Genomic DNA, 24,180 nt, shown 5'->3' on the forward strand with positions numbered 1-24,180 from the left:
TTGACGATGCTCGATGCGTGGAGGCAGCGATGACCGGACCGGCTGACAAGCTCCTTGAAGCGCTGCGCGCCTCCGTGAAGGAAACCGAGCGGCTGCGGCAGCGGAACCGCCGACTCGTCTCGGCGTCCACGGAGCCCCTGGCGATCGTCGGTATGAGCTGCCGCTACCCGGGCGGGGTGACCACCCCGGAGGAACTGTGGGACCTCCTCGCCGCGGGCGGGGACGCGATATCCGGCTTCCCGACAGACCGGGGCTGGGACGCCGAGGGCGTCTACGACCCCGACCCGGACAACCAGGGCACCTCCTACGTGGTCGAGGGCGGGTTCCTGCGGGACGCGGCCAGCTTCGACGCGGGGTTCTTCGGGATCAGCCCGCGCGAGGCGCTGGCGATGGACCCGCAGCAGCGCCTGCTCCTGGAGACCTCCTGGGAGGCGCTGGAGCGGGCCGGCGTCGACCCCGCCTCGCTGCGCGGCTCGCTGACCGGCGTGTTCGTCGGCGTCGCCCCCTCCGACTACGTCACACACCCGGCCCTGCGCACCATGGAGGGCCTCGACTGGCACCTGATGACCGGCGGCGCGGCCAGCGTGATGTCGGGCCGTATCTCCTACCTGCTCGGTCTGCAGGGACCCGCCGTGTCCATCGACACGGCGTGCTCCTCCTCCCTCGTGGCCCTGCACCTGGCCTGCCAGGCGGTGCGCTCCGGTGAGTGCTCGATGGCGCTGGCCGGCGGCGTCACGATCATGGCCACGCCCGCGGGCTTCGTCGGGTTCTCCCGCCAGCGCGGCCTGGCCGAGGACGGCCGCTGCAAGGCGTTCTCGGCGGACGCGGACGGCATGGGCATGGGCGAGGGCGCCGGCATGGTCGTCGTGGAGCGGCTGTCCGACGCGCGGCGCAACGGGCACAAGGTCCTCGCCGTCGTACGGGGCTCGGCGACGAACCAGGACGGCGCGTCCAACGGCCTGACCGCCCCCAACGGCCCCTCCCAGCAGCGCGTCATCCGCGCCGCCCTGGCCGGCGCCCGCCTGACGCCCGCCGACGTGGACGCGGTCGAGGCACACGGCACCGGCACGACGCTGGGCGACCCGATCGAGGCCCAGGCGCTCCTCGCCACCTACGGGCAGGACCGCCCCGACGGCCGGCCGCTGTGGCTCGGTTCGGTGAAGTCCAACATCGGACACGCCCAGCAAGCGGCCGGTGTGGCCGGCGTGATCAAGATGGTGCTCGCCCTCCAGCACGGCGAGCTGCCGAGGACCCTGCACGCCGACGAGCCGTCCCCGCACGTGGACTGGTCCGACGGCGACGTCCGGCTGCTGACCGAGGCCGTGGCCTGGCCGGCGGGCGAGCGCGTCCGCCGCGCCGGTGTCTCCTCGTTCGGTATCAGCGGCACCAACGTCCACGTCATCCTCGAGGAAGCCCCCGCCGAGACGGCGGCACCGGGCGACGCCACGCCCGGCGACGGCGACACGGAGGGCACCCGAACCGCTGAAACCACCGGAACGGCCGGAACCGCCGGAACCCAAGACGGCAGCGCGACCACCGCGCCCGTCGTATCGGGCGCGGACGCGTGGCTGGTGTCGGCCCGGTCGGCCGAGGGCCTGACGGCGCAGGCGGATCGTCTGCGGGCATGGGTGAGCGCGCGTCCGGAGCTGGAGCCGGCGGACGTGGCGTGGTCGCTGGTGACGACGCGGTCGGTGTTCGACCACCGTGCCGTGGTGGTCGGACGTGACCGGGGTCAGCTCGTCACCGGCCTGGACAGCCTGGCGGCCGAGGGCTCCGCCGGTCAGGCGGTCGCCGGGGTGGCCCGCTCGGATGCGCGACCGGTGTTCGCGTTCGCGGGTCAGGGCTCGCAGTGGGTGGGCATGGGCCGGGAGCTGGCGGAGGCCAGCCCGGTGTTCGCGGCGCGTCTCGCCGAGTGCGAGCAGGCGCTGGACCCGTATGTCGACTGGTCGTTGAGTGAGGTACTGGCGGGCGCGGAGGGCGCGCCCGAGATGGTGGCGGCCCATGTCGTCCAGCCGGCGTTGTGGGCGGTGATGGTGTCGCTTGCGGCGGTGTGGGAGGCCGCTGGTGTGGTGCCGGATGCGGTGGTGGGTCATTCGCAGGGTGAGATCGCCGCCGCGACGGTGGCGGGGATGCTGTCGCTGGAAGACGGCGCCCGCGTCGTGGCCTTGCGGTCGCAGGCGTTGAAGGTGCTGGCGGGCGCTGGCGGCATGCTGTCGGTGAGCCTGTCCGCTGCGGCGGTCGTGGAGCGGCTGCCGCGTTGGGGTGAGCGTCTGTCGCTGGCGGCGGTCAACGGTCCGGCGTCGACGGTGGTGTCCGGTGAGCCGGGGGCGCTGGAGGAGCTGAAGGCGGAGCTGGAGGCGGACGGCGTTCGGGCCCGCATGGTGGCCGTGGACTATGCCTCGCACTCGGCGCAGGTCGAGCGGCTGGAGGAGGAGATCCTCTCCGTCCTGGCCGGGGTCTCTCCGCGTCGCGGCCGGGTGCCGATGGTGTCGGCCATGTCCGGCGAGACCCTGACCGGTGAGGAACTGGACGCCGCGTACTGGTACGAGAGTCTGCGCGCGACGGTGCATTACGACCGCGCGGTGCGGCTGCTGGCCGGCCAGGGCCACCAGGTCTTCATCGAGGTCACTCCCCACCCCGTGCTCATGGGCGCGATGAACGACACCCTCGAAGAGGTCGCGCAGGACGCGACCCCCGCCGGGGTGTGCGGCACCCTGCGCCGCGACGACGGCGGCGCCACGCGGCTGCTCACGTCTCTGGCCGAGGCATTCGTCCAGGGCGTCGCGGTGGACTGGAAGAAGGTGCTGCCCGCCGCGAACCGGGTCGAGTTGCCGACGTACGCCTTCCAGCAGGAGCGGTACTGGCCGCCCGAGGCGGCGCCGACCCTGGGCGGGGACGCGGTCTCCTTGGGCTTGGGCGCGGTGGATCACCCGCTGCTGGGTGCGGCGGTGGAGCTGGCCGGTGGTGCGGGGTTGGTGTGTACGGGCCGGTTGTCGGTGCGGACGCATCCGTGGCTGGCCGATCACGTGGTGGGCGGTGTGGTTCTGCTGCCGGGTACCGGTTTCGTGGAGATGGTCGTACGCGCCGGGGACCAGGTGGGCTGCGGTCTGCTGGAGGAGCTGACGTTGCAGGCACCGCTGGTGGTGCCCGCCGACGGCGGCGGTGTGCAGGTCCAGGTCGTGGTGGCCGACGCCGACGGGGATGGCCGTCGGTCGGTCGAGGTGTTCTCCCGCCCCGACGGTTCCGACGAGCCCTGGACGCAGCATGCCGACGGCACCGTCGCGCCCTCCGGTCCCGTTCACGCGGCGGAGGACGACCTGGCCGTCTGGCCGCCGCGTGCAGCGACACCCGTGGACATCAGCGGCATGTACGAGGAGTTGGCCCGGGCGTCGTACGCCTACGGCCCGGCGTTCCAGGGGCTGCGGGCCGCCTGGCGCCGGGGCGAGGACGTCTTCGCCGAGGTGGCGCTGCCCGAGAGCGTCGCCCGGGACGCGGGTGCTTTCGGGCTGCACCCGGTCTTGCTCGACGCCTTGCTCCAAGCCGGTGTTCTCACCGGTGGGACCGCTGGGACCGAGGAGGACGAGCCGGGTCAGGTGCGGCTTCCGTTCGCGTGGACGGGCGTGGAGCTGCACGCCGGTGGCGCCTCGGTGCTGCGGGCGCGGCTGCGGCGGGACGCCCAGGGCAACCTGAGCGTGACGGCGGCGGACACCTCGGGCGCTCCGGTGGTGTCGGTGGCGTCACTGATCACCCGCCCGGTGTCGGCCGATCAACTCCAGGGCCCCGGGGCAGGAGTGGCCGACGCGCTCTTCGCGGTGGACTGGGTCCCCGTACCCGAGGCGCAGATTCCGGCGGGGGAGTGGGCGCTGATCGGCCCCGACCGCTTCGAGGTGGTCGCGGGGCTGGAGGCGGCCGGGGTGCCGGTGCGTTCCTTCGCCGGTCTCGCCGAGGTGGCCGCCGCCGTCGAGGCGGGGGAGATCGTTCCGGGTGTCGTGCTGACGTGCGCCGGCGGTGAGGGCGACGATGTGGCGGCCTCCGCCCGCCGGGCGACCGGCGCGGCCCTGGAGCTCGTCCAGGAGTGGCTGGACGAAGAGCGTCTGGAATCCGCCCGGTTGGTGGTCGTGACGCGGGGCGGGGCGGCCGCCTCCGTCGGTGAAGGCGTCGTGGATCTCGCGGCGGCTGCTGTCTGGGGTCTGTTGCGTTCGGCGCAGTCGGAGAACCCGGGTCGGTTGGTGCTGGTGGATCTGCCGGCCGGGGGTGTGGTGGGTGAGGCTGCCGCGGTGTTGCCGTCGGTGGTGGATTGCGGTGAGGCGGAGTTGGCGGTTCGGGGCGGGGTCGCTCTGGGGCGGCGGTTGTCGCGTCCGTCGGGTGGTCTGGTGGTGCCCGAGGGGTTGTGGCGGTTGGAGCCGGACGCGGGCGGGTCGTTGGACGGTCTGGTGGCGGTGGAGTTGCCGGGGGCCGGTGATCCGCTGGAGGCCGGGCAGGTGCGGGTGGCGGTGCGGACGGCGGGGTTGAACTTCCGGGACGTGCTGATCGGCCTGGGTATGTATCCGGGTGGTGGCGTGCTGGGCAGCGAGGTCGCCGGAACGGTGATCGAGACCGGCCCGGGCGTCTCGGGTCTGGTGGTCGGTGACCGCGTGATGGGCGTCGCCGCCGGCGGGATCGGCTCGGTGGTCGTCACGGACGCCCGCCAGGTGGTGCGGATCCCGGCGGGGTGGTCGTTCGCCGAGGCGGCCTCGGTGCCGGTCGCCTTCGCGACGGCGTGGTACGCGTTGGTGGAGTTGGCGGGTGCGCGGGCCGGTCAGCGGGTGCTGGTGCACGCGGCGGCCGGTGGTGTGGGGATGGCGGCGGTGCAGATCGCCCGGCACCTGGGGCTGGAGGTGTTCGCGACCGCGAGTGTGGCCAAGTGGCCGGTGCTGGCGGCGATGGGGCTGGACGAGGCGCACGTCTCCTCGTCGCGGAGTGCCGGTTTCGAGGCGGAGTTCCTGGCCGCCACGGGCGGTGCGGGTGTGGACATCGTGGTGAACTCCCTGGCGGGGGAGCTGACGGACGCGTCGCTGCGGTTGCTGCCGAAGGGCGGTGCGTTCATCGAGATGGGCCGCACGGACCTCCGGGACCCGCAGACTCTCACCCGGCAGCATCCGGGAGTCACGTACCGGCCGTTCGACCTTGGCGAGGCCGGGCCGGAGCGGCTGGGGGAGATGCTCGGCCGGATTGTCGATCTGATGGCCGCGGGTGAGCTGTCGCGGTTGCCGGTGCGGGCGTGGGACGTGCGGCGGGTCCGGGAGGCGTTCCGGTTCATGTCGCAGGCGCGGCACACCGGAAAGATGGTCCTGACGCTGCCCGCCGACCGCCACGGCTCACTCGTACCGCGCACAGGCGGCAAGACGGCGCTGGTGACGGGTGGTACGGGCACGCTGGGCGGCCTCGTGGCGCGTCATCTGGCCGCGACGGGACGGGCCGACGGGCTGGTGCTGACCGGCCGCTCGGGCCCGTCCGCCCCGAACGTGGCCGCACTGGCGGCGGAACTGGCGCTGTTGGGCGCGGCGGTGCAGATCGTGGCCTGCGACGCGGCCGACCGGGACGCGCTCGCCACCGTCATCGCGCGCGTACCGGACGACAACCCGCTGACGACCGTCGTCCACACCGCCGGCGTCCTGGACGACGGGACGATCGCCTCGCTCACCCCGGAGCGGGTGGAGACGGTGATGCGGCCCAAGGCCGACGGCGCGTGGAACCTGCATGAACTCACCCAGGGCGTGGACCTGGAACACTTCGTGCTGTTCTCCTCGGCGGCGGCCACCTTCGGCGTGGCGGGCCAGGGCAACTACGTCGCGGCCAACGCGTTCCTCGACGCCCTCGCCACCCGTCGCCGTGCCGCCGGGCTGCCCGGAACGTCACTGGCCTGGGGGCTGTGGGCCGAGGTCAGTGCCCTGACCGGGCAGCTCACCGACTCCGAGCGGGACCGTCTGACCCGCGGCGGCGCGCGGGCGCTCAGCGCGGAGGACGGGCTGGCCCTGCTGGACATGGCGCTGGCCCGCGACGAGGCGGTGCTGGTGCCGACCCGGATCGACCTCGCCGGCCTCCGCGCCAAGGCCGCCCGCAGTGCCGAAGTGCCGCCGCTGTGGCGGCAGTTGGTGCGGGGCGGCACCGGGCGGCGTGCGGCCGTCTCGGGTGGCGGCGGCGCGGACTCGCTGCACCAGCAGTTGGCGGGGCTCGCGCCCCAGGACCGGGAGCGCAGGCTCACCGACCTGATCCGCACCCATGTGGCGGCCGTGCTGGGCCACGCCTCGGCCGACGCGATCGAACCCACCAGGGCCTTCACGGACCTCGGCTTCGACTCGCTCACCGCCGTGGAACTGCGCAACCGCCTCAACACCGCGACCGGCCTGCGGCTGCCGGCCACCCTCGTCTTCGACTACCCCAACCCCGTCGCCCTCGCCAAGCACCTCCGGGCCCGGCTCGTGGGCGACGGCGAGGAGCCCGCGGGACCGCCGCCGGTCCACACGGCGGAGGCGGCGACCGGCGAGCCCATCGCGATCGTCGGCATGGCCTGCCGCTACCCCGGAGACGTGAACGACCCCGACCGGTTCTGGGAGCTGATCTCCAACGGGACGGACGCCGTCTCGGACTTCCCGGGCGACCGGGGCTGGGACGTGGAGGGGCTCTACGACCCGGACCCGGAGCACGCCGGGACCGCGTACACGCGCTCCGGCGGGTTCATGGCGGACGCCGGCGGGTTCGACGCCGCGTTCTTCGGGATCAGCCCGCGCGAGGCGCTGGCCATGGACCCGCAGCAGCGGCAGCTCCTTGAGGTGTCATGGGAGGCCGTCGAGCGGGCCGGGATCGACCCGGCCTCCCTGCGCGGCAGCCGGACCGGTGTCTTCGTCGGCGGATTCGCCTCGGCCTACGGCTTCGGCGGTGGAAACACGGGCGACGAAGGCGTCGAAGGGCATCTGACGACGGGCTTCGCGACGAGCGTCATGTCGGGCCGGGTCTCGTACGCGCTGGGCCTGGAGGGGCCGGCGGTGACGGTGGACACGGCGTGTTCGTCGTCGCTGGTGGCACTGCACCTGGCCGCGCAGGCGCTGCGCTCGGGCGAGTGCTCGATGGCACTGGCCGGTGGCGCCACGGTCATCGCGACCCCTGACGGGATCGTGGGCTTCAGCCGGCAGCGCGGCCTGGCCGAGGACGGCCGCTGCAAGGCGTTCTCGGCGGACGCGGACGGCATGGGCTTCGCCGAGGGCGCCGGCATGGTCGTCGTGGAGCGGCTCTCGGACGCCCTGCGCAACGGACACGAGGTCCTGGCGGTGATCCGCGGTTCGGCGGTGAACCAGGACGGCGCGTCGAACGGCCTGACCGCGCCCAACGGCCCGTCCCAGCAGCGCGTGATCCGCGCCGCCCTGGCGAACGCCCGGCTGTCCCCCGCCGACGTGGACGTGGTCGAGGCGCACGGCACGGGCACCAAGCTCGGTGACCCGATCGAGGCCCAGGCGCTCCTCGCGACGTACGGGCAGGACCGCCCCGACGGCCGACCGCTGTGGCTGGGCTCGGTGAAGTCCAACATCGGTCACACGCAGGCCGCCGCCGGTGTGGCGGGCGTCATCAAGATGGTGCTCGCCCTGCGGAACGAGCAGTTGCCGCGGACCCTGCACGCGGACGAGCCGTCCCCGCACGTCGACTGGACGGCCGGCGACGTACGGCTGCTGACGGAAGCGGCGCCGTGGCCCGCGGGCGGACGGCCGCGACGGGCGGGCGTGTCCTCGTTCGGCATCAGCGGCACCAACGTCCATCTGCTGCTGGAGGAAGCCCCGGCCGCGGTCGCCGAGTCGGCGGACCCCGCCTCCGCGTCCGACGGTGAGACCGGCGAACCGGCTCACGGACCCGCCGTGGTCGAGTCCGGCGGGGGCGGTGCGTGGCTGGTGTCGGCCCGGTCGGCGGAGGGCCTGGCGGCGCAGGCGGAACGTTTGCGCGAGTGGGTGAGCGCGCGTCCGGAGCTGGAGCCGGCGGACGTAGCGTGGTCGCTGGCGGCGACGCGATCGGTGTTCGAGCACCGGGCGGTCGTGGTGGGCGACGACCGGGGTGGGCTTCTCGCCGGTCTGGAGAGCCTGGCGGCCGATGTGCCCGCCGGTTCGGTGGTCGCCGGGGTGGCCCGGCCGGGCGTGCGAACGGTGTTCGCCTTCGCGGGCCAGGGCTCGCAGTGGGTGGGCATGGGCCGTGAACTCGCCCGGACCGTCCCGGTCTTCGCGGCTCGCCTCGCCGAGTGCGAGCAGGCGCTGGCCCCGTATGTCGACTGGTCGTTGAGTGAGGTGCTGGCGGGTGCGGAGGGTGCGCCCGAGATGGTGGCGGCCCATGTCGTCCAGCCGGCGTTGTGGGCGGTGATGGTGTCGCTCGCGGCGGTGTGGGAGGCCGCTGGTGTGGCCCCCGACGCTGTGGTGGGTCATTCGCAGGGTGAGATCGCGGCGGCGACGGTGGCCGGGATGCTGTCGCTGGAGGACGGCGCCCGCGTCGTGGCCTTGCGTTCGCAGTCGCTGAAGGTGCTGGCGGGTGCGGGCGGCATGCTCTCGGTGAGCCTGTCCGCTGCGGCGGTCGTGGAGCGGCTGCCGCGTTGGGGCGAGCGTCTGTCGCTGGCGGCCGTCAACGGCCCCGCGTCGACGGTGGTGTCCGGTGAGCCGCAGGCGCTGGAGGAGCTGAAGGCCGAGTTGGAGGCGGACGGCGTCCGGGCCCGCATGGTGGCCGTGGACTACGCCTCGCACTCCGCCCAGGTGGAGCGCCTGGAGGAGGAGATCACGTCCGTTCTCGCCGACATCGCGCCGCGTCGCGGCCGGATCCCGATGGTGTCGGCCATGTCGGGCGAGACCCTGACGGGCGAGGAGCTGGACGCCGACTACTGGTACGCGTCCCTGCGCGCCACCGTGCACTACGACCGGGCCGTGCGGCTGCTGGCCGGCCAGGGCCACCAGATGTTCGTCGAGGTGACCCCGCACCCGGTGCTCATGGGTGCGATGAACGACACCCTCGAAGAGTTCGCACAGGACGCGGGCCCCGGCACGGTGGCGGGGGCGGTCTGCGGGACGCTGCGCCGCGACGACGGTGGTGCCGACCGCCTGCTCGCCTCGCTCGCGGAGGCGTTCGTGCAGGGTGTGGCGGTGGACTGGGCGAAGGTGCTGCCCGCCGCGAACCGGGTGGAGCTGCCGACGTACGCCTTCCGGCACGAGCGGTACTGGCCGCGCGCGGCCGGACCGGTCATCGGCGGGGACGCGGTGTCGCTGGGGCTCGGCGCGGTGGATCACCCGCTGCTGGGCGCGGCGGTGGAACTGGCCGGTGGCGCGGGGCTGGTGTGCACGGGTCGGTTGTCGGCGCGGACGCATCCGTGGCTGGCCGATCACACGATCGATGGCGCGGTTCTGCTGCCCGGCACCGGTTTCGTGGAGATGGTCGTGCGCGCCGGGGACCAGGTGGGCTGTGGTCTGCTGGAGGAGCTGACGTTGCAGGCGCCGTTGGTGGTGCCCGCCGACGGCAGTGGAGTGCGGATCCAGGTCGTGGTGGCCGACGCCGATGCCGAGGGGCGCCGCGCGGTCGAGGTGTTCTCCCGGCCCGACGGTTCCGACGAGCCCTGGATTCAGCACGCAGACGGCACCGTCGCGCCCTCCGGGCCCGTCCACGCGGCGGAGGACGACCTGACCGTCTGGCCGCCGCGCGAGGCCACGGCCGTGGACATCAGCGGAATGTACGAGGAGTTGGCCCGGGCGTCGTACGCCTACGGCCCGGCGTTCCAGGGGCTCCGTGCCGTCTGGCGCCGGGGTGAGGACGTCTTCGCCGAGGTGGCGCTGCCCGAGGACGTGGCTCAGGACGCGGGCGCGTTCGGGCTGCACCCGGCGCTCTTCGACGCCGTTCTCCAGGCCGGCGGCCTCGCCGACGGCAGGCCCGTGGAGCCCGGGGAGGGCGAGCCGGGGCAGGTGCGGCTGCCGTTCGCGTGGACGGGCGTGGAGCTGCACGCCGGTGGCGCGTCGGTGCTGCGGGCGCGACTGCGGCGGGACGCGCAGGGCAACCTGAGCGTGACGGCTGCGGACGCCTCGGGCGCTCCGGTGGTGTCGGTGGCCTCCTTGATCACCCGGTCGGTGGCGGCGGATCGGCTCCGGCCCGCCGCACCCGGAGTGGCCGACGCGTTGTACACCGTCGAGTGGACCCCGGTCCCCGAGACCGCCGTACCGGCGGGGGAGTGGGCGCTGATCGGCCCCGACCGCTTCGAGGTGGTCGCGGGGCTGGAGGCGGCCGGCGTGGCGGTGCGTTCCTTCGCCGATCTCGCCGAGGTGGCCGCCGCCGTCGAGGCGGGGCGGATCGCTCCCGATGTCGTACTGGCCTGCGCGGGCGGCGAGGACGGCGATGCGGCGCGGGCCGCACGCCGGGCGGCCGGCCGGGCGCTGGGCCTGGTGCAGAAGTGGCTCGGCGAGGAGCGCCTCGGAGCCGCGCGGCTGGTGGTCGTGACCCGAGGGGGCGTGGCCGCCGCGGCGGGTGAACGGGTGTCCGACCTCACGGCGGCCTCGGTCTGGGGTCTGCTGCGCTCGGCGCAGTCGGAGAACCCCGGCAGGCTGGTCCTGGTGGACCTGCCCGCCGCGGGCGCCGACGCCCGGGCCGCGTGCGGCACGGACGACCGGACCGCCGCCGGCACCCGCGCGGACGACCGGGCGGGAACCGGAGGCGGAGGCGACCAGGCCGCCCTCCTGCCGTCCGTCGTAAACAGCGGGGAACCGGAACTGGCCGTCCGCGACGGTGTCGCGTACGGGCGGCGGCTGACCCGTCCATCCCGTGCCGCGGCAGCAGTTGAACGGCCCTCGGACCCGCGGGGCGCGCGGACCGCGCGCACCGTTCTGGTGACCGGCGGCACCGGCACGCTGGGCGGACTCGTCGCCCGGCACCTGGTGGCCACCGGGCGGGCCGACGGAGTGGTGCTGACCAGCCGCTCGGGTCCGGCCGCCGCCGAAGTGGCCGCGCTGGCCGCCGGCCTGGCGGAGAGCGGCGCGTCGGTCGACGTGCTCGCCTGCGACGCGGCGGACCGCGACGCGCTGGCCGCGCTGATCGGGGCGATCCCGGCCGGGCGTCCGCTGCGGACCGTCATCCACGCCGCCGGCGTCCTCGACGACGGGACGATCACCTCGCTGACCCCGGAGCGGGTGGCGACGGTGATGCGGCCCAAGGCCGACGCCGCGTGGCATCTGCACGAGCTCACCCGGGAGCTGGACCTGGAGCACTTCGTGCTGTTCTCCTCGGCGGCGGCGACGTTCGGCGTGCCGGGTCAGGGCAACTACGTGGCGGCCAACGCGTTCCTCGACGCGCTGGCGGCCGACCGGCGGGCTTCCGGGCTGCCCGGAACGTCGCTGGCGTGGGGCCTCTGGGCGGCCGTCAGCGGCCTGACCGGGCAACTCTCCGACGCGGAACGGGCCCGGATGAGCAGGAACGGGGCCACCGCCCTGAGCGTGGACGAGGGCCTGGCCCTGCTGGACCTGGCACTCGACCGCGACGAGGCGGTACTGGTCCCCGCCCGGCTCGACCTGGCCGGGCTGCGGGCGCAGGCGGCCCGCGACGAGATCCCGCCGCTGTGGCGGGCACTGGCCGGCGGGCCGGCCCGCCGGGCCGCCGCCTCCGGCGAGGCGGGCGGGGACCCGCTGCGGCGGAAGCTCGCCGCGCTGTCCGCCGAGGACGGCCACCAGATGCTGCTGAACCTGGTCCGCGCCCACGTCGCCGCGGTGCTGGGCCACGCCTCCGCCGACGCCGTCGAACCGGACCGGGCCTTCACCGACCTGGGCTTCACCTCGCTCACCGCCGTGCAGCTGCGCAACCGGCTCGGCACGGCCACGGGGCTGCGGCTGCCCGCCACCCTCGTGTTCGACTACCCCAGCCCGACCGCGCTCGCCGTGCGCCTTCGCGGCCTGCTCGGCGGGGAGGCCGGCCCGCGCGCGGACCTGCCGGTCCCCGCCGGGGCCGCGGACCACGCCGAACCGATCGCCATCGTGGGGATGAGCTGCCGGTTCCCCGGCGGTGTGACCGGCCCCGAGGACCTGTGGCGGATGCTCGCCGACGGACAGGACGCGATCTCCGGATTCCCGGACGACCGCGGCTGGGACCTGGAGGCCCTGTACGACGCCGACGCCGCCCACACGGGCACCTCGTACACCCGGGCGGGCGGGTTCCTCGCGGAGGCCGGCGGGTTCGACGCCGCGTTCTTCGGAATCAGCCCGCGCGAGGCGCTGGCGATGGACCCGCAGCAGCGGCTGCTCCTGGAACTCTCCTGGGAGGCCGTCGAGGGGGCCGGCATCGACCCGACCTCCCTGCGCGGCAGTCAGACCGGCGCCTTCGTCGGCGGATACGCCTCCGGCTACGAGAACAGCGTGCTGGCGCAGGGCGGCTCCGAGGCCGAGGGGCACCTGATGACGGGGGTCGCGACCAGCATCCTGTCCGGCCGCCTCGCGTACACCTACGGCCTGGAGGGGCCGGCGATGACGGTCGACACGGCCTGCTCGTCGGCGCTGGTGGCGCTGCACCTCGCCGCGCAGGCACTGCGCTCCGGCGAGTGCTCGATGGCGCTCGCCGGCGGTGTCACGGTCATGGCCACGCCGGGGACGTTCATCGAGTTCTCCCGGCAGCGCGGTCTCGCCCCGGACGGACGGTGCAAGGCGTTCGCCGCGGCGGCGGACGGCACCGGCTTCGCCGAGGGCGCCGGTGTGCTCCTCGTGGAACGGCTGTCCGACGCGCGGCGCAAGGGGCACAAGGTGCTCGCGGTGCTGCGGGGCAGCGCGATCAACCAGGACGGCGCGTCGAACGGCATGACGGCGCCCAACGGCCCGGCGCAGCAGCGGGTGATCCGGGCCGCCCTGGCGAACGCCGGTGTCCGCGCCGACCAGGTGGACGCCGTCGAGGCGCACGGCACGGGTACGACGCTGGGCGACCCGATCGAGGCGCAGGCGCTGCTGGCGACCTACGGCCAGGACCGGCCCGAGGACCGGCCGGTGTGGCTGGGCTCGGTGAAGTCCAACATCGGGCACACGCAGGCGGCGGCCGGCATCGCGGGCGTGATCAAGATGGTGCTCGCGCTGCGGCACGGGCGGCTGCCGGCCACGCTCCACGTGGACGAGCCCTCGCCGCACGTGGACTGGGCGGACGGCGAGGTGCGGCTGCTGACCGAGCCGGTGCCGTGGCCGGCCGGCGGGCGCCCCCGGCGGGCGGGAGTGTCCTCGTTCGGGATCAGCGGCACCAACGCGCACGTGATCCTGGAAGAGGCCCCGGAACCCCCCGCGGACACCGCCCCCGTGGAGCCGTCGGCCCCGCCCACCGTGCTGCCGTGGGTGCTGTCCGCGCGGAGCACGGAGGCACTCAAGGAACAGGCGGGACGGCTGCGGGACTTCCTCGTCGACCGGCCGGACGTCGACCCGGTGGACGTCGGGTTCTCCCTCGCCACGACGCGCACGGCCTTCGGCCGGCGAGCGGTCGTGCTGGGCGGCGACCGGGACGGCCTGCTCGCCGGACTCGCCCTGGCCGCCGCGGGCGTACAGACCAAGGACGTGCTGACCGGGACCGCGGTGGCGGACCAGAAGGCGGTGTTCGTCTTCCCCGGCAGCGACTCCGGTTGGCTCGGCGCCGCCGCCGGGCTGCTGGACGAGGTCCCCGTCTTCGCGGCCCGCATGGCCGAGTGCGAACAGGCGCTGGCGCCCTATGTGGACTGGACGCTGACCGAGGTGGTGCGGGAGGGGCCGGACGGTCCGGCGCTCGACCGCCCCGGCGTCCGCCAGCCGGTCCTGTGGGCGGTGATGGTGTCGCTCGCCGCGCTGTGGCGCGTGGCGGGCGTGCACCCGGCCGCGGTCGCCGGACACGCCGTGGGAGAGATCGCGGCCGCGCACGTCGCCGGAGTGCTGACCCTGGCCGACGCGGCGCGGACCGCGGCGCTGACCGCCCGGACGGAACCCGACCGGGAGGGGCTGCTTCCGCTCCGCCCGCGGCGCGGGACGGTACCGGTGTTCTCCGGCCGGGACCTCGCCTGGGCCGACGGCTCGGACATGGACGCCGACTACTGGTGCCGCGCCCCCCGGGAGACCGCGCCGCTGCGGGAGTTGGCCCACGCCCTGACCGAGGGCGGATACGGCGCCTGCGTCGAGATCAGCCCCGACCCCGTGCTGACCGCGGGGATCAGACGGGCCCTGGACGACGAGGACCTGCAGAAGGGCGCCGCGGTCACGATCACCGGGACGCTGCGCCACGGGGAGTCCGGACTGCGGTCGTTCGTGGCGGGTCTCGCCGCCGTGCACGTCGCCGGAACCCCGGTCGACTGGTCCGCGGTCCTGGGCGGCGGGCGCCGGGTCGACCTGCCCACCTACGCGTTCCAGCGGCAGCGTTACTGGCCGGCCCCGCCGCCCCGCACCCCGGAGCCGGCCGGGCTCGCCGGGCCCGCCGGGGAAGCCGCGGCGTCCCCGGACGAGCGGCGGTTCTGGGCCGCCCTGGAGGACGGGGACATGACCGCCCTCGCCGGAGTCCTCGGCATGAGCGAGCCCTTGCGGGAGGACATGCCGCTGGGCGCGGTGCTGGAGCGGCTCACCACCCTGCGGCGGCGGGACCGCGACCCGGCAGGGCACGGCGGTCTGCCGGGCGGCGGAGAGGACGCGGCCGAATCCGCGGCGGGGGCGGGACCTCTTCCGTGGATACGGCGGCTGGCCTCCGTCTCGGGGCCGCAGCGGCAGGAGCTCATGCTCGAACTGGTCCGCCAGGAGATCGCGGACACGCTCGACTACCCGTCCATCGACTCGGTTTCCCCGGTCGGCGACGTCTTCGAGATGGGCATGACCTCCCTCTCCGCCGTTCAACTGCGGGAAAGAATCGTCGACCGGACTGGCCTTAAACTGCCCGAGGGCTTCGTCTACGACCTCTATTTCCCGGAGGCGATCGCGGGCTTCCTCCTGAGTGAGCTCGGTGACCTTTCGGGCGAGCTCCGGGAAGACGCGTCAGGGGAATCCTGACGGTTTTCGGGAAGGGTGGACGCGTGTTAGCGTCCACCCGGTTCCCACGGACGAAGGACCGCCGTCACGGCTGGTAAGTCCGATTCAGCATCACAGGCCGCGGCGCAGGGAAAGCGACCGTCCGACTCCGATGATGGGTGAACAAGTGCCGAACGAAGAATCGTGGAGCGTCATCTCCGTTCCCACGTCGAACTCTCTTGTCCTCGGAGTCGATTTCCCCGCGGCCGGCCGCCGGGAGGCGGGGTTCGGGGAACTGGTCGCCAAGATGGGGCCGGCCTGGGCGGGCCACGGATTCCTCCAGACCACCCTGCCCGTCGCCCGCGTCAGTGAACGCCCCACCGCCGACTTCTACACCGACTACTGGACGCGGGGCGAGGACTGGGACAAGTACGAGGTCGTGGCCGTCCTCGGGTACTGCCTCGGAGGCGTCTACGCGGCGGAGATCGCGGAGCGCCTGGCCCGGCGGCAGGGCACCGCGCCCAAGGTGGTCCTCTTCGACGGACAGGTCACCGACATCCGGCTGCTCGCCGCGGAGATCGACAAGACGATCAAGCTGGCCGGCCCCGTCTTCTCCCCCGAGGAGGCGGAAGCGGCCCGCGCGAGCGCCGCCGAAATCATCGAAACCCCGTCGATCCGGCTGGTGGACGCCGCCATCGAGATGGTCGAGCTCTACCGCGGCCTGGCCACCACCGCTTTCCGGCGCATCGGGCTCTCCGACGCCCGCAGGGACGAGGTGATCCGGCTTTTCGAGTCGTATATGTCATGGCTGTCCGCCGCCGTGGAAATCGACCCCAGCCGGACCTGGAAGCAGGCTCTCGCCATCACCTCGTCGGATTACGCGGAACTGGAGAAGGAGGGAGCGGCGACCGCGGTCGACGCGACCGGAATGCTCGGCCGGAGGATATCCCTCGACGTCAGCCACGCCGACCTGCTGCGCGCCGACTCCACCGTTCGTACGCTCCTCGACCACGCCGAATTCTGAGCGTCATGGAAAGCGCCGACACTTCGAACGCCGCGAGCACCACGAGCAAGGAAAAAGCCCTCTGGCTGATGGAGGAGCTGGTCCCCGGCACGGGGATCAACAACCTGGGGCTCGCCCTCCACGTGACCGGCCGACTGCGGCCGGACGTGCTGCGGGCCGCCGTGACCCTCGTGCTCGGCCGGTACGAGACGCTGCGGACGGTCTTCCGCGTCATCGGCGCCGAACTGGTCAAGGAGGTCGTCCCCGCGGCCGAGTTCACGACGGTGATCGAGCCGCTCGACCTGAGCGACGAGGCGCTGGGGAAGGAGGCGTTGGAGAAGGAGGCGTTGGAGAAGGAGGCGTTGGAAAAGGGCCTGACCGCGTTCGTCGACCGCCCCTTCCCCCTCGACGGCAGCCCCCTGGTCAGAGTCGGACACGCCACCGGGCCGGACGGGGACGTCCTCTGCCTCGGGGTGCACCACCTGGCGTTCGACATGACCTCCGCCGCCCTCTTCCTGCAGGCCTTCATCCCGGTCTACGACGCCATCGCGGCGGGCCGGCCCGTGCCGCCGCAGGCCACCGCGGAGGTCCCCGCCTTCGCCGAGCCCGAGCGGCGGCCCGCCGACGTCGCGTACTGGCGCGAGACGCTGCGCGGCATCACGCCGGACGCCCTCGACCTGTGGTGCGGCAAATCGCGCGGCCCCCGGCCGACGATGACCGGCGAGAACGCGCGCCACACCCTCTCGCCCGAAGCGCGCGCCGCGCTCGCGGGGCTCCAGCGGGCGGTCAGGGCGCCCGCCGGCGCGGTGCTGCTGGCCGCCTACACCGCCCTCCTCGCCTCGCACGGCGCCGGCCCCGACCTGGTCGTCGGCACCCCGGTCGACGTCCGCGGCACCCACACCGCCGCCATCGGCTACCACGTCAACGTGGTCCCGGTCCGCGTCCGCGTGGACCTGGCCGAGGGCTTCCGCGTCCTCGCCCGCCGGGCCCGGGACGCGTTCCTCGGCGCGATGGCCCACGCCCGGACGTCCGTCGACGAACTGGCGGGAGAGATCCCCGAGATCGGCTCGACGTGGCAGTCCGCGCTCTACCGGCACCTGTTCAACTTCCTGCCCGAGGCGCCCGTCGACGAACTGTCGATCGACGGCATGCCCGCCAGACTGCTGACGGTCGAGAACCCCTACAGCAAGTTCGACCTCGAACTCGTCGGCACGTCCGCCACGGCGGAGATCACCCTCCGGTACGCCACCGAGACCCTGGACCGCGCCGACGTCGAGGCGCTGCCGCACCGGTTCGAGGCGCTGCTGATCGCGGCCGCCCAGGACCCGGACCGGCCGCTCGGCGAGAGCGCGGGCTGGAGCGAGGCCGACCGCCTGACCGTCGACCGGGCCAACAACACCGCGTCCCCCGTCGAATTCCCCACGGTGCGGGAGGCGTTCCGGACCTGGGCCACGCGCACGCCGGACGCCCCCGCCGTCGTCGACGGCGCGTACACGGCCACGTACCGGCAGGTGGACGAGGCCGCGGCGGCGATCGGCGCCCTGCTCACCGGCGCGGGCATCGGCCCGGGCGACGTCGTGGCGGTCGCCGTGCCCCCGCGCGAGGCGGCCGCGGCGCTCCTCGGCGTCTGGCGGGCGGGCGCCGTCCACCTGCCGCTCGACGCCGCGCACGCCTCCTCCTGGCCGGCACGGCAGCTCGCGCGCTCCGGCGCGAAAGCCGTCCTCACCGGGACCGGCGTACGGCTTCCCGCCGACGCCGAACCGCCGTGCGTGCTGCCCCTGCCCACGGCCCCCGCACCCGGCTCCGCCACGGCACCGGAGCACACCGGCGAACCGACCGCGCCCGCTTGCCTGTTCCACACCTGCGGCGACGACGGGGAGCCGACCGCCACCCTCCTGACCCACGCGGGCCTCGCCGACACCACCGGTCACTTCGCCGCCGAACTCGACGTCGAGCCCGGCACCGGCGTCCTGACCCTCGCCGCGCCCGCCACCTTCGACGCGCTCTTCGACCTCTGCCTGGCGCTGGGCGCCGGCGGCCGGGTCGTGATCGCGCCCGAGGAGGCCCGGAGCGGCGGACCCGCCCTGCGGGAGGCCGTCGACCGCCATGACGTGACCGTCGTCCCCGTTCCGCCGGGCACCCCGGCCCGCGTCGTCGAGGACGCGGCCGCCCGGCCGCACGGGCTGACCGTCCTCGTCCAGGGCGACCGGACGTCCGACGCGACCGCGCGGCGGCTGCTCGCGGCCGGCTGCCGGCTGCACTACGCCTACGGGAGCCTGGAGACCACCGGCCCGGCCGTGACCGGCCGGGCCGAGACCGCCGACGGCGTGCGCCGGGGGCGGCCGATCACCAACACGCGGGCCTTCGTCGCCGCCCCCGACGGCCGGGAGCTGCCCGTCGGCCTGCGCGGGGAACTCTGCCTCGCGGGCACCGGACTCGCCCTGACGGACCCGGACGACCCGGCGTTCGCCCACCGGGAGCGGTACGGGCGCCACCACCGCACCGGGCAGCTCGCCCGCTGGCGGCCGGACGGGAGCATCGAGTGGCTCGGTCGGATCGACCGGCGGATCACCCTCGGCGACGGCCTCGCCGACCTCGGCGCCATCGAGGCGGACCTGCTCGACCACCACGGGGTGACCGCGTCGGCGGCAGTCGCCGTGACGCCGGCCGGCGGCGAGCCCACTGTCGTCGCCTTCGTGGAGAGCGCCGGGGCCACCGAGATCACCGGGGCCGTCGGGGCCTCTGAGGTGGTCGAGCCCGCCGACGGCCTCGTCGCGGCCACCGCCCCCTGGCCCGTCGTCCGCCTCGACGCGCTGCCGAGGCGTCCCGACGGCCGGACCGACCGGGACGCCCTCGCACGGCTCGCCGAGCAGGCGCTCGACCGGGAGAGCGGCCACCAGGACGAGCCGGCGGACGACGCGCTCGTCCGCGAACTCGTCGACCTCTGGAAGCAGTTGCTCGGCCGTGAGGCGACCGCGCGGACCAACTTCTTCGAAGCGGGCGGCCACTCGCTGCTCGCCGCCGTACTGGCGCAGAAGGTCGAAGAACTCACCGGCACGTCCCTCGCACTCACCGAGGTGTTCGAGCATCCGACCCCCGAGGCTCTCGCCGCGAGGGTGCGCGCGTGACAAGCGAGGCAGGGCAGGCCGCTCCGGCATGACCGTGCCCGTCAGGAAACGGCTCACGAAACCGCAGGGAAGAATCTATGAGCACTGCTTATGAGCAGCACCGCCTCGCCATCATCGGCGCCGGTGTGATGGGTACGAACATCTCGACGCTCGCCATGGGCCATGGCATCCCCGTCGTCCTCGTGGACGTCGACGACACCGTCCTCGACCGGGCCCGGCAGACCATCGGGCAGAAGACGCGGCACGCGCAGCTCATGGGCGTGCTGCCGGCCGACCGCCCGCAGGGCACCCTGACCACCAGCGTGTCCCTCGACGACGTCGCGGGCGTCACCACCGTCATCGAAGCCGTCACCGAGGTCGCCGAGGTCAAGGAGAAGGTCCTCACCGCGGTCTCCCGGGTCGTCGCACCCGGCACCCCCCTGATCTCCAACACCTCCTGCATCCCCATCGACGAGATGGCCTCCTGGGTCGTGCGGCCCGAGGACCTCGTGGGGGTGCACTTCATGAACCCCTCCTACATGATCAAGATGGTCGAGGTCATCCGCGGCCCGCGCACGGACCCCGCCATCCTGGACGACGTCACCGGGCTGCTCGCCGCTCTCGGCCGCGAGTGCCTGGTCATCGAGGACTCGGCCGGATTCGTGATCAACCGGCTGCTGCACCCGCTGATCAACACCGCGGCCATGCTCGTCCAGGAAGGCGTCGCCTCCGCGGAGGTCGTCGACGGCCTGCTGGAGGGCTGCCTCGGGCACTCGACCGGCCCGCTGCGCACCGGCGACCTCATCGGCCTGGAAAACCTCGTCGACTCGCTCAACGTGCTCTACGAGCGCCGCGGCGACGAGAGCTGCCGCCCCTGTGACCTCCTGCTCGCGAAGGTGCGAGACGGCCACCTCGGCCGGAAGACCGGACGAGGCTTCTACGACTACGGAAAGGTCGCGTCATGAGCGTCCAAGAGGGACCCTTCACCGCCGAGGGCCTCGAAAAGGAGATCCTCGACTTCCTGACCGAGCGCATCAAGGCAACCGTCGAGGTGGACCAGGACCTCTTCGCGTCCGGCGTCGTCTCCTCCATGTTCGCGATGCAGCTCGTCGTCCACCTGGAGGAGACGTACGGCATCGCCATCGTCGGCGGGGACCTGAAACTCGACAACTTCCGCACCGTCCAGACCATGGCCGGCCTGGTGCTGCGGCTCAGGAACGCGCCGGAAGCGACCGCGCATGCCTGAGCGACCGGCCGACGAGCTCGCCCCCGCCGACGAACTCGCCCTCATCGGCGAGCTCGTCGGCGACCAGGCGGGCGCCTGGGACGTGGCGGGCGAGCTGCCCGTCGACCTCCTGCGCACCCTCGGCGCACGGGGCCTGCTCTGCGCGCAGGTCCCCCGCACCTACGGCGGGCTCGGCCTGAGCAGCCGGGCCAACGGCGAACTCACCGCCCACACGGGCGGCCTGTGCAGCTCCCTGCGATCGATCATGACCTCGCAGGGCATCGTGGCCTGGACCGTCCAGCGGTTCGGCGACCGGGAACAACGGCGCCGGTTCCTCGGCGAGCTGACCGGCGGCAAGCTCACGGCGGTCGGCTTCAGCGAACCGGGCGCCGGCAGCGACCTGGCGGCCATGCGGACCCGCATCGAACCCGACGGAGACGGCTTCACCGTCAACGGCGAGAAGAAGTGGGTCACCGGCACCCGCTACGCGGACTTCGTCCTGATCGTGGGCCGCAACGGCGACGGCGCCGCCGCGGCGGTGGTCCCCGTGGACACGCCCGGCGTCCACATCGACCTCGTACCGCACCCGATGGGCTGCCGGGCCGCCGGACACGCCAACATCCGCCTCGACCACGTCCGCCTCCCCGCCACCCACGTCCTCGGCGGCGGCGGACAGCCCCTGCCGATGCTGTTCACCACGGCGCTGTCGTACGGGCGGATGTCCATCGCGTGGGGCTGCGTCGGCATCCTCCGCTCCTGCCTGAACGCCGCCACCCGGCACGCCGGGCAGCGGGAGCAAGGCGGAGTGGCACTCGCCGAGCACCAGCTCGTCCGCAGGCACCTGGCCGAGATGTTCATCGCCGAACAGACCGCCCTGCGCACCTGCGAGCACGCGAGCCGGTGCTGGGACACCGCCTCGCCCGACATGGGCCCGATGGCGGTCCTCGCCAAGCACGTCAGCGCCGGCAACGCCGCCCGGAGCGCCGCCACCGCCGTCCAGCTCCTCGGCTCGACCGGATCCGAGGACGGACACCCGGCGGCCCGCGCCTTCCGGGACGCCAAGCTCATGGAGCTCATAGAAGGCAGCAACGAGATCTGCCAGCTGATCCTGGCGGACCACGTCCTGTCGACGTCCGGCGGGCGGACCCCCGACGGCGGACTTCCGACGGACACACGACACCCGACGAGCGCGACGCCGGTAGGAGGGCCCCGTGACCGATAAGCCAACCCTCGTGAAGTGCCTGGTCTGGGACCTGGACAACACCGTCTGGGACGGCACGCTGCTGGAGGATCCGACCGTGGATCTGTTCCCCGGCATACGCGAGACCATCATCGAACTGGACGGCAGAGGCATTTTGCATTCGGTCGCCAGCAAGAACGACCACGACCTCGCCTGGCAGCACCTGGAGAAGCTGGGCCTCGCCGAGTACTTCGTCCACCCGCGCATCGGCTGGGGACCCAAGTCCGAAGCGGTCAAGGAGATAGCCGAACGGCTCAACTTCGCCCAGACCGCCATCGCCTTCATCGACGACCTGCCCACCGAGCGCGCCGAGGTGAACTTCCACGCGCCCGACATCCGCTGCTACGCGGCGGACCAGGCGGCCGAACTGACCGGACTGCCCGAGTTCAGCCCGGAAGTCGTCACCGTCGACGCCCGCCGCCGCCGGGAGATGTACCAGGCGAGCTTCCGCCGGGACGCCGAGAAGGAGAACCACAACGGCCCCGACGAGGAATTCCTGCGCACCCTCGACCTCGTGATGGAGATCAAGCGGGCCGACGAGGAAGACCTCTCACGGGTCGAGGAACTGACCCTGCGCACCAGCCAGATGAACGCCACCGGAGTCCACTACTCCGACGCCGACCTGCGCGCCCTCCTCGCCGACCCGGACCACGAAGTCCTCACCGTCACCCTCACCGACCGCTTCGGACCGCACGGCGCGGTCGGCGTACTCCTCCTGGAACGCCACCCGGACCTGTGGCACCTCAAACTCCTCGCGACCTCCTGCCGCGTGGTGTCCTTCGGAGCCGGCGCGGTCATCCTCAACTGGCTCATCGACCAGGCGGCCCAGGCCGGCGCGCACCTCGCCGCGGACTTCCGGCCGACCGACCGCAACCGCATGATGGACATCGCCTACCGCTTCGCGGGCTTCGCCGACGACCCCTGCGCCTGCCTCGCCGTCCTCGGCGAACCCGCCGCGGAGGGCGTCCGGCGCCTGCACCTGCTCGCCGGCCCGCGCGACGCGCCGACGACGATGCGGCTCACCTCGCCCGAACTGGCCGCCGCAGCGGGCGAACAGGACACCGTCGCCCCCGCATAACCAACGGGGAATCCCCGCACGAGCCGACCGGGATGTGGCGCGCCGCTCAACCGACGCGCCCTCCACGGTTGAACACGTGGTCCGCCGGGAGGACCAGCCCATATCGTGGCCACCGGCGGCGCCCGCGCGCTTTTCTGCTCAGCCGATATTTCCTTGGCGGAAGACTCTCGACCAGGTATCGCACTCGACCTCCGGAATGCCGAGGGAATTGTGAACGAGACTCATGGGAAAGCTCTGACGGAATTCCCGGAGGCGGCCGGTGCCGAACCACTGGCCATCGTGGGAATGAGCTGCCGATACCCGGGCGGAGTCCGTTCACCCGAAGACCTGTGGAACCTTCTCGCCGACGAACGGGACGCCCTCTCCGACTTCCCCGACGACCGGAACTGGAACCGCGAAACCCTCCACGGCGAGAACCCGGAGAGCCCCGGCAGGACCTATCTCACCCGCGGCGGCTTCCTGGCGGACGTCGCGGGATTCGACGCGTCCTTCTTCGGCATACCGCCGCGGGAAGCCCTCTCCATGGAACCCCAGCAGCGCCTGCTGCTCGAAGCCTCCTGGGAGGCCCTGGAACACGCCGCCATCACCCCGGCCGCGATCCGGGGCACCAGCACCGGCGTCTTCGTGGGCGCCGAACCGAGGGAGTACGGCCCCCGGCTCCAGGACGCCCCCGAAAGCGTCAAGGGCTACCTGCTCACCGGCACGACGACCAGCGTGATGTCCGGCCGGATCTCCTACCTCCTCGGACTCCACGGCCCCTCCATCACGGTCGACACCTCCGCCTCCAGCTCCCTCGTCGCCATCCACCTCGCCGCCCAGGCCCTGCGCCAGGGCGAGTGCTCACTGGCCCTCGCGGGCGGCGTCTCCGTGATGGCCACACCGGGGAACTTCGTCGCGTTCAGCGGACTGCGGGCCCTCTCACCCGAGGGAGTGTGCAAACCCTTCTCCGCCGCGGCCGACGGAACCGTCTGGTCGGAAGGCGTCGGCCTGATCGTCCTGGAGCGCCTGTCCGACGCCGTCCGCAACGGCCACCCCGTCCTCGCCGTACTGCGCGGCTCGGCGATCAACTCCGACGGCACCAGCGACGGTCTCACCGCTCCCAACGGCGAAGCCCAGCAAGCCGTCATCCGCCGCGCACTGGCCAACGCGGGCCTCGCGGCGGCCGACGTGGACGCGGTGGAGGCCCACGGCACGGGCACCAGGCTGGGCGACCCGATCGAGGCCCGGGCCCTGCTGGCCACCTACGGTCGCGAACGCGCCGAGGGCCGGCCGCTGTGGCTGGGCTCGGTGAAGTCGAACATCGGACACACGCAGGCGGCCGCCGGCGTCGCGGGCCTCATCAAGATGGTCCTCGCCCTGCGCCGGGAGCGTCTGCCCCGAACGCTGCACGCGGAGGAGCGCTCGCCCCGCGTGGACTGGTCGACCGGAGACGTGCGACTGCTCACCGAGCCGGTGCCGTGGCCGTCCGACGGTGAGCGGGTGCGCCGCGCGGGTGTGTCGGCGTTCGGTATCAGCGGCACCAACGCACACGTCATCCTGGAGGAAGCCCCCGCCCCCGCCCTCGCCC

The 24,180-nt window shown here is 73.6% G+C and carries 8 protein-coding genes; all 8 read left to right on the forward strand.

The genetic code is table 11. The annotated features are described in order from the left end of the window. Positions 1 to 29: 29 nt before the first annotated feature. The gene (locus ACSNOK_RS01510; protein ID WP_436778678.1) at positions 30 to 15,002 is read left to right on the forward strand and encodes an SDR family NAD(P)-dependent oxidoreductase; all 14,973 of its coding nucleotides are present in this window, start codon (positions 30 to 32) and stop codon (positions 15,000 to 15,002) included. 145 nt (positions 15,003 to 15,147) lie between these two features. Next, positions 15,148 to 15,984: a hypothetical protein gene (locus ACSNOK_RS01515; RefSeq protein ID WP_436778679.1), complete on the forward strand. Its 837-nt coding sequence runs from the start codon at positions 15,148 to 15,150 to the stop codon at positions 15,982 to 15,984. A 5-nt stretch (positions 15,985 to 15,989) separates the two neighbouring features. Beyond that, on the forward strand, positions 15,990 to 19,091 hold the full coding sequence (locus ACSNOK_RS01520) for an AMP-binding protein (protein ID WP_436778680.1): 3,102 nt from the start codon (positions 15,990 to 15,992) through the stop codon (positions 19,089 to 19,091). 77 nt (positions 19,092 to 19,168) lie between these two features. Then, positions 19,169 to 20,035 (forward strand): 3-hydroxyacyl-CoA dehydrogenase family protein, encoded by an 867-nt coding sequence (locus ACSNOK_RS01525; RefSeq protein WP_436778681.1) that lies wholly within the window; start codon positions 19,169 to 19,171, stop codon positions 20,033 to 20,035. After that, a complete protein-coding gene (locus ACSNOK_RS01530; protein ID WP_436778682.1) occupies positions 20,032 to 20,316 on the forward strand; it encodes an acyl carrier protein in 285 nt (94 codons plus the stop codon). The genes ACSNOK_RS01525 and ACSNOK_RS01530 overlap by 4 nt, the downstream gene beginning before the upstream one ends. Beyond that, on the forward strand, positions 20,309 to 21,517 hold the full coding sequence (locus tag ACSNOK_RS01535) for an acyl-CoA dehydrogenase family protein (protein ID WP_436778683.1): 1,209 nt from the start codon (positions 20,309 to 20,311) through the stop codon (positions 21,515 to 21,517). Before ACSNOK_RS01530 ends, ACSNOK_RS01535 begins: the two co-directional genes overlap by 8 nt. Beyond that, positions 21,507 to 22,613, forward strand: a complete 1,107-nt coding sequence (locus ACSNOK_RS01540; RefSeq protein WP_436778684.1) for an HAD-IIIC family phosphatase — start codon at positions 21,507 to 21,509, stop codon at positions 22,611 to 22,613. Before ACSNOK_RS01535 ends, ACSNOK_RS01540 begins: the two co-directional genes overlap by 11 nt. Positions 22,614 to 22,718: 105 nt before the next feature. Further along, positions 22,719 to 24,180, forward strand: a 1,462-nt coding sequence (locus tag ACSNOK_RS01545; RefSeq protein ID WP_436778685.1) for a type I polyketide synthase, incomplete at its 3' end; no start/stop codon positions are given.

Origin of the sequence: Streptomyces sp. URMC 126 (assembly GCF_051386555.1) — a bacterium.
Taxonomy (GTDB): domain Bacteria; phylum Actinomycetota; class Actinomycetes; order Streptomycetales; family Streptomycetaceae; genus Streptomyces.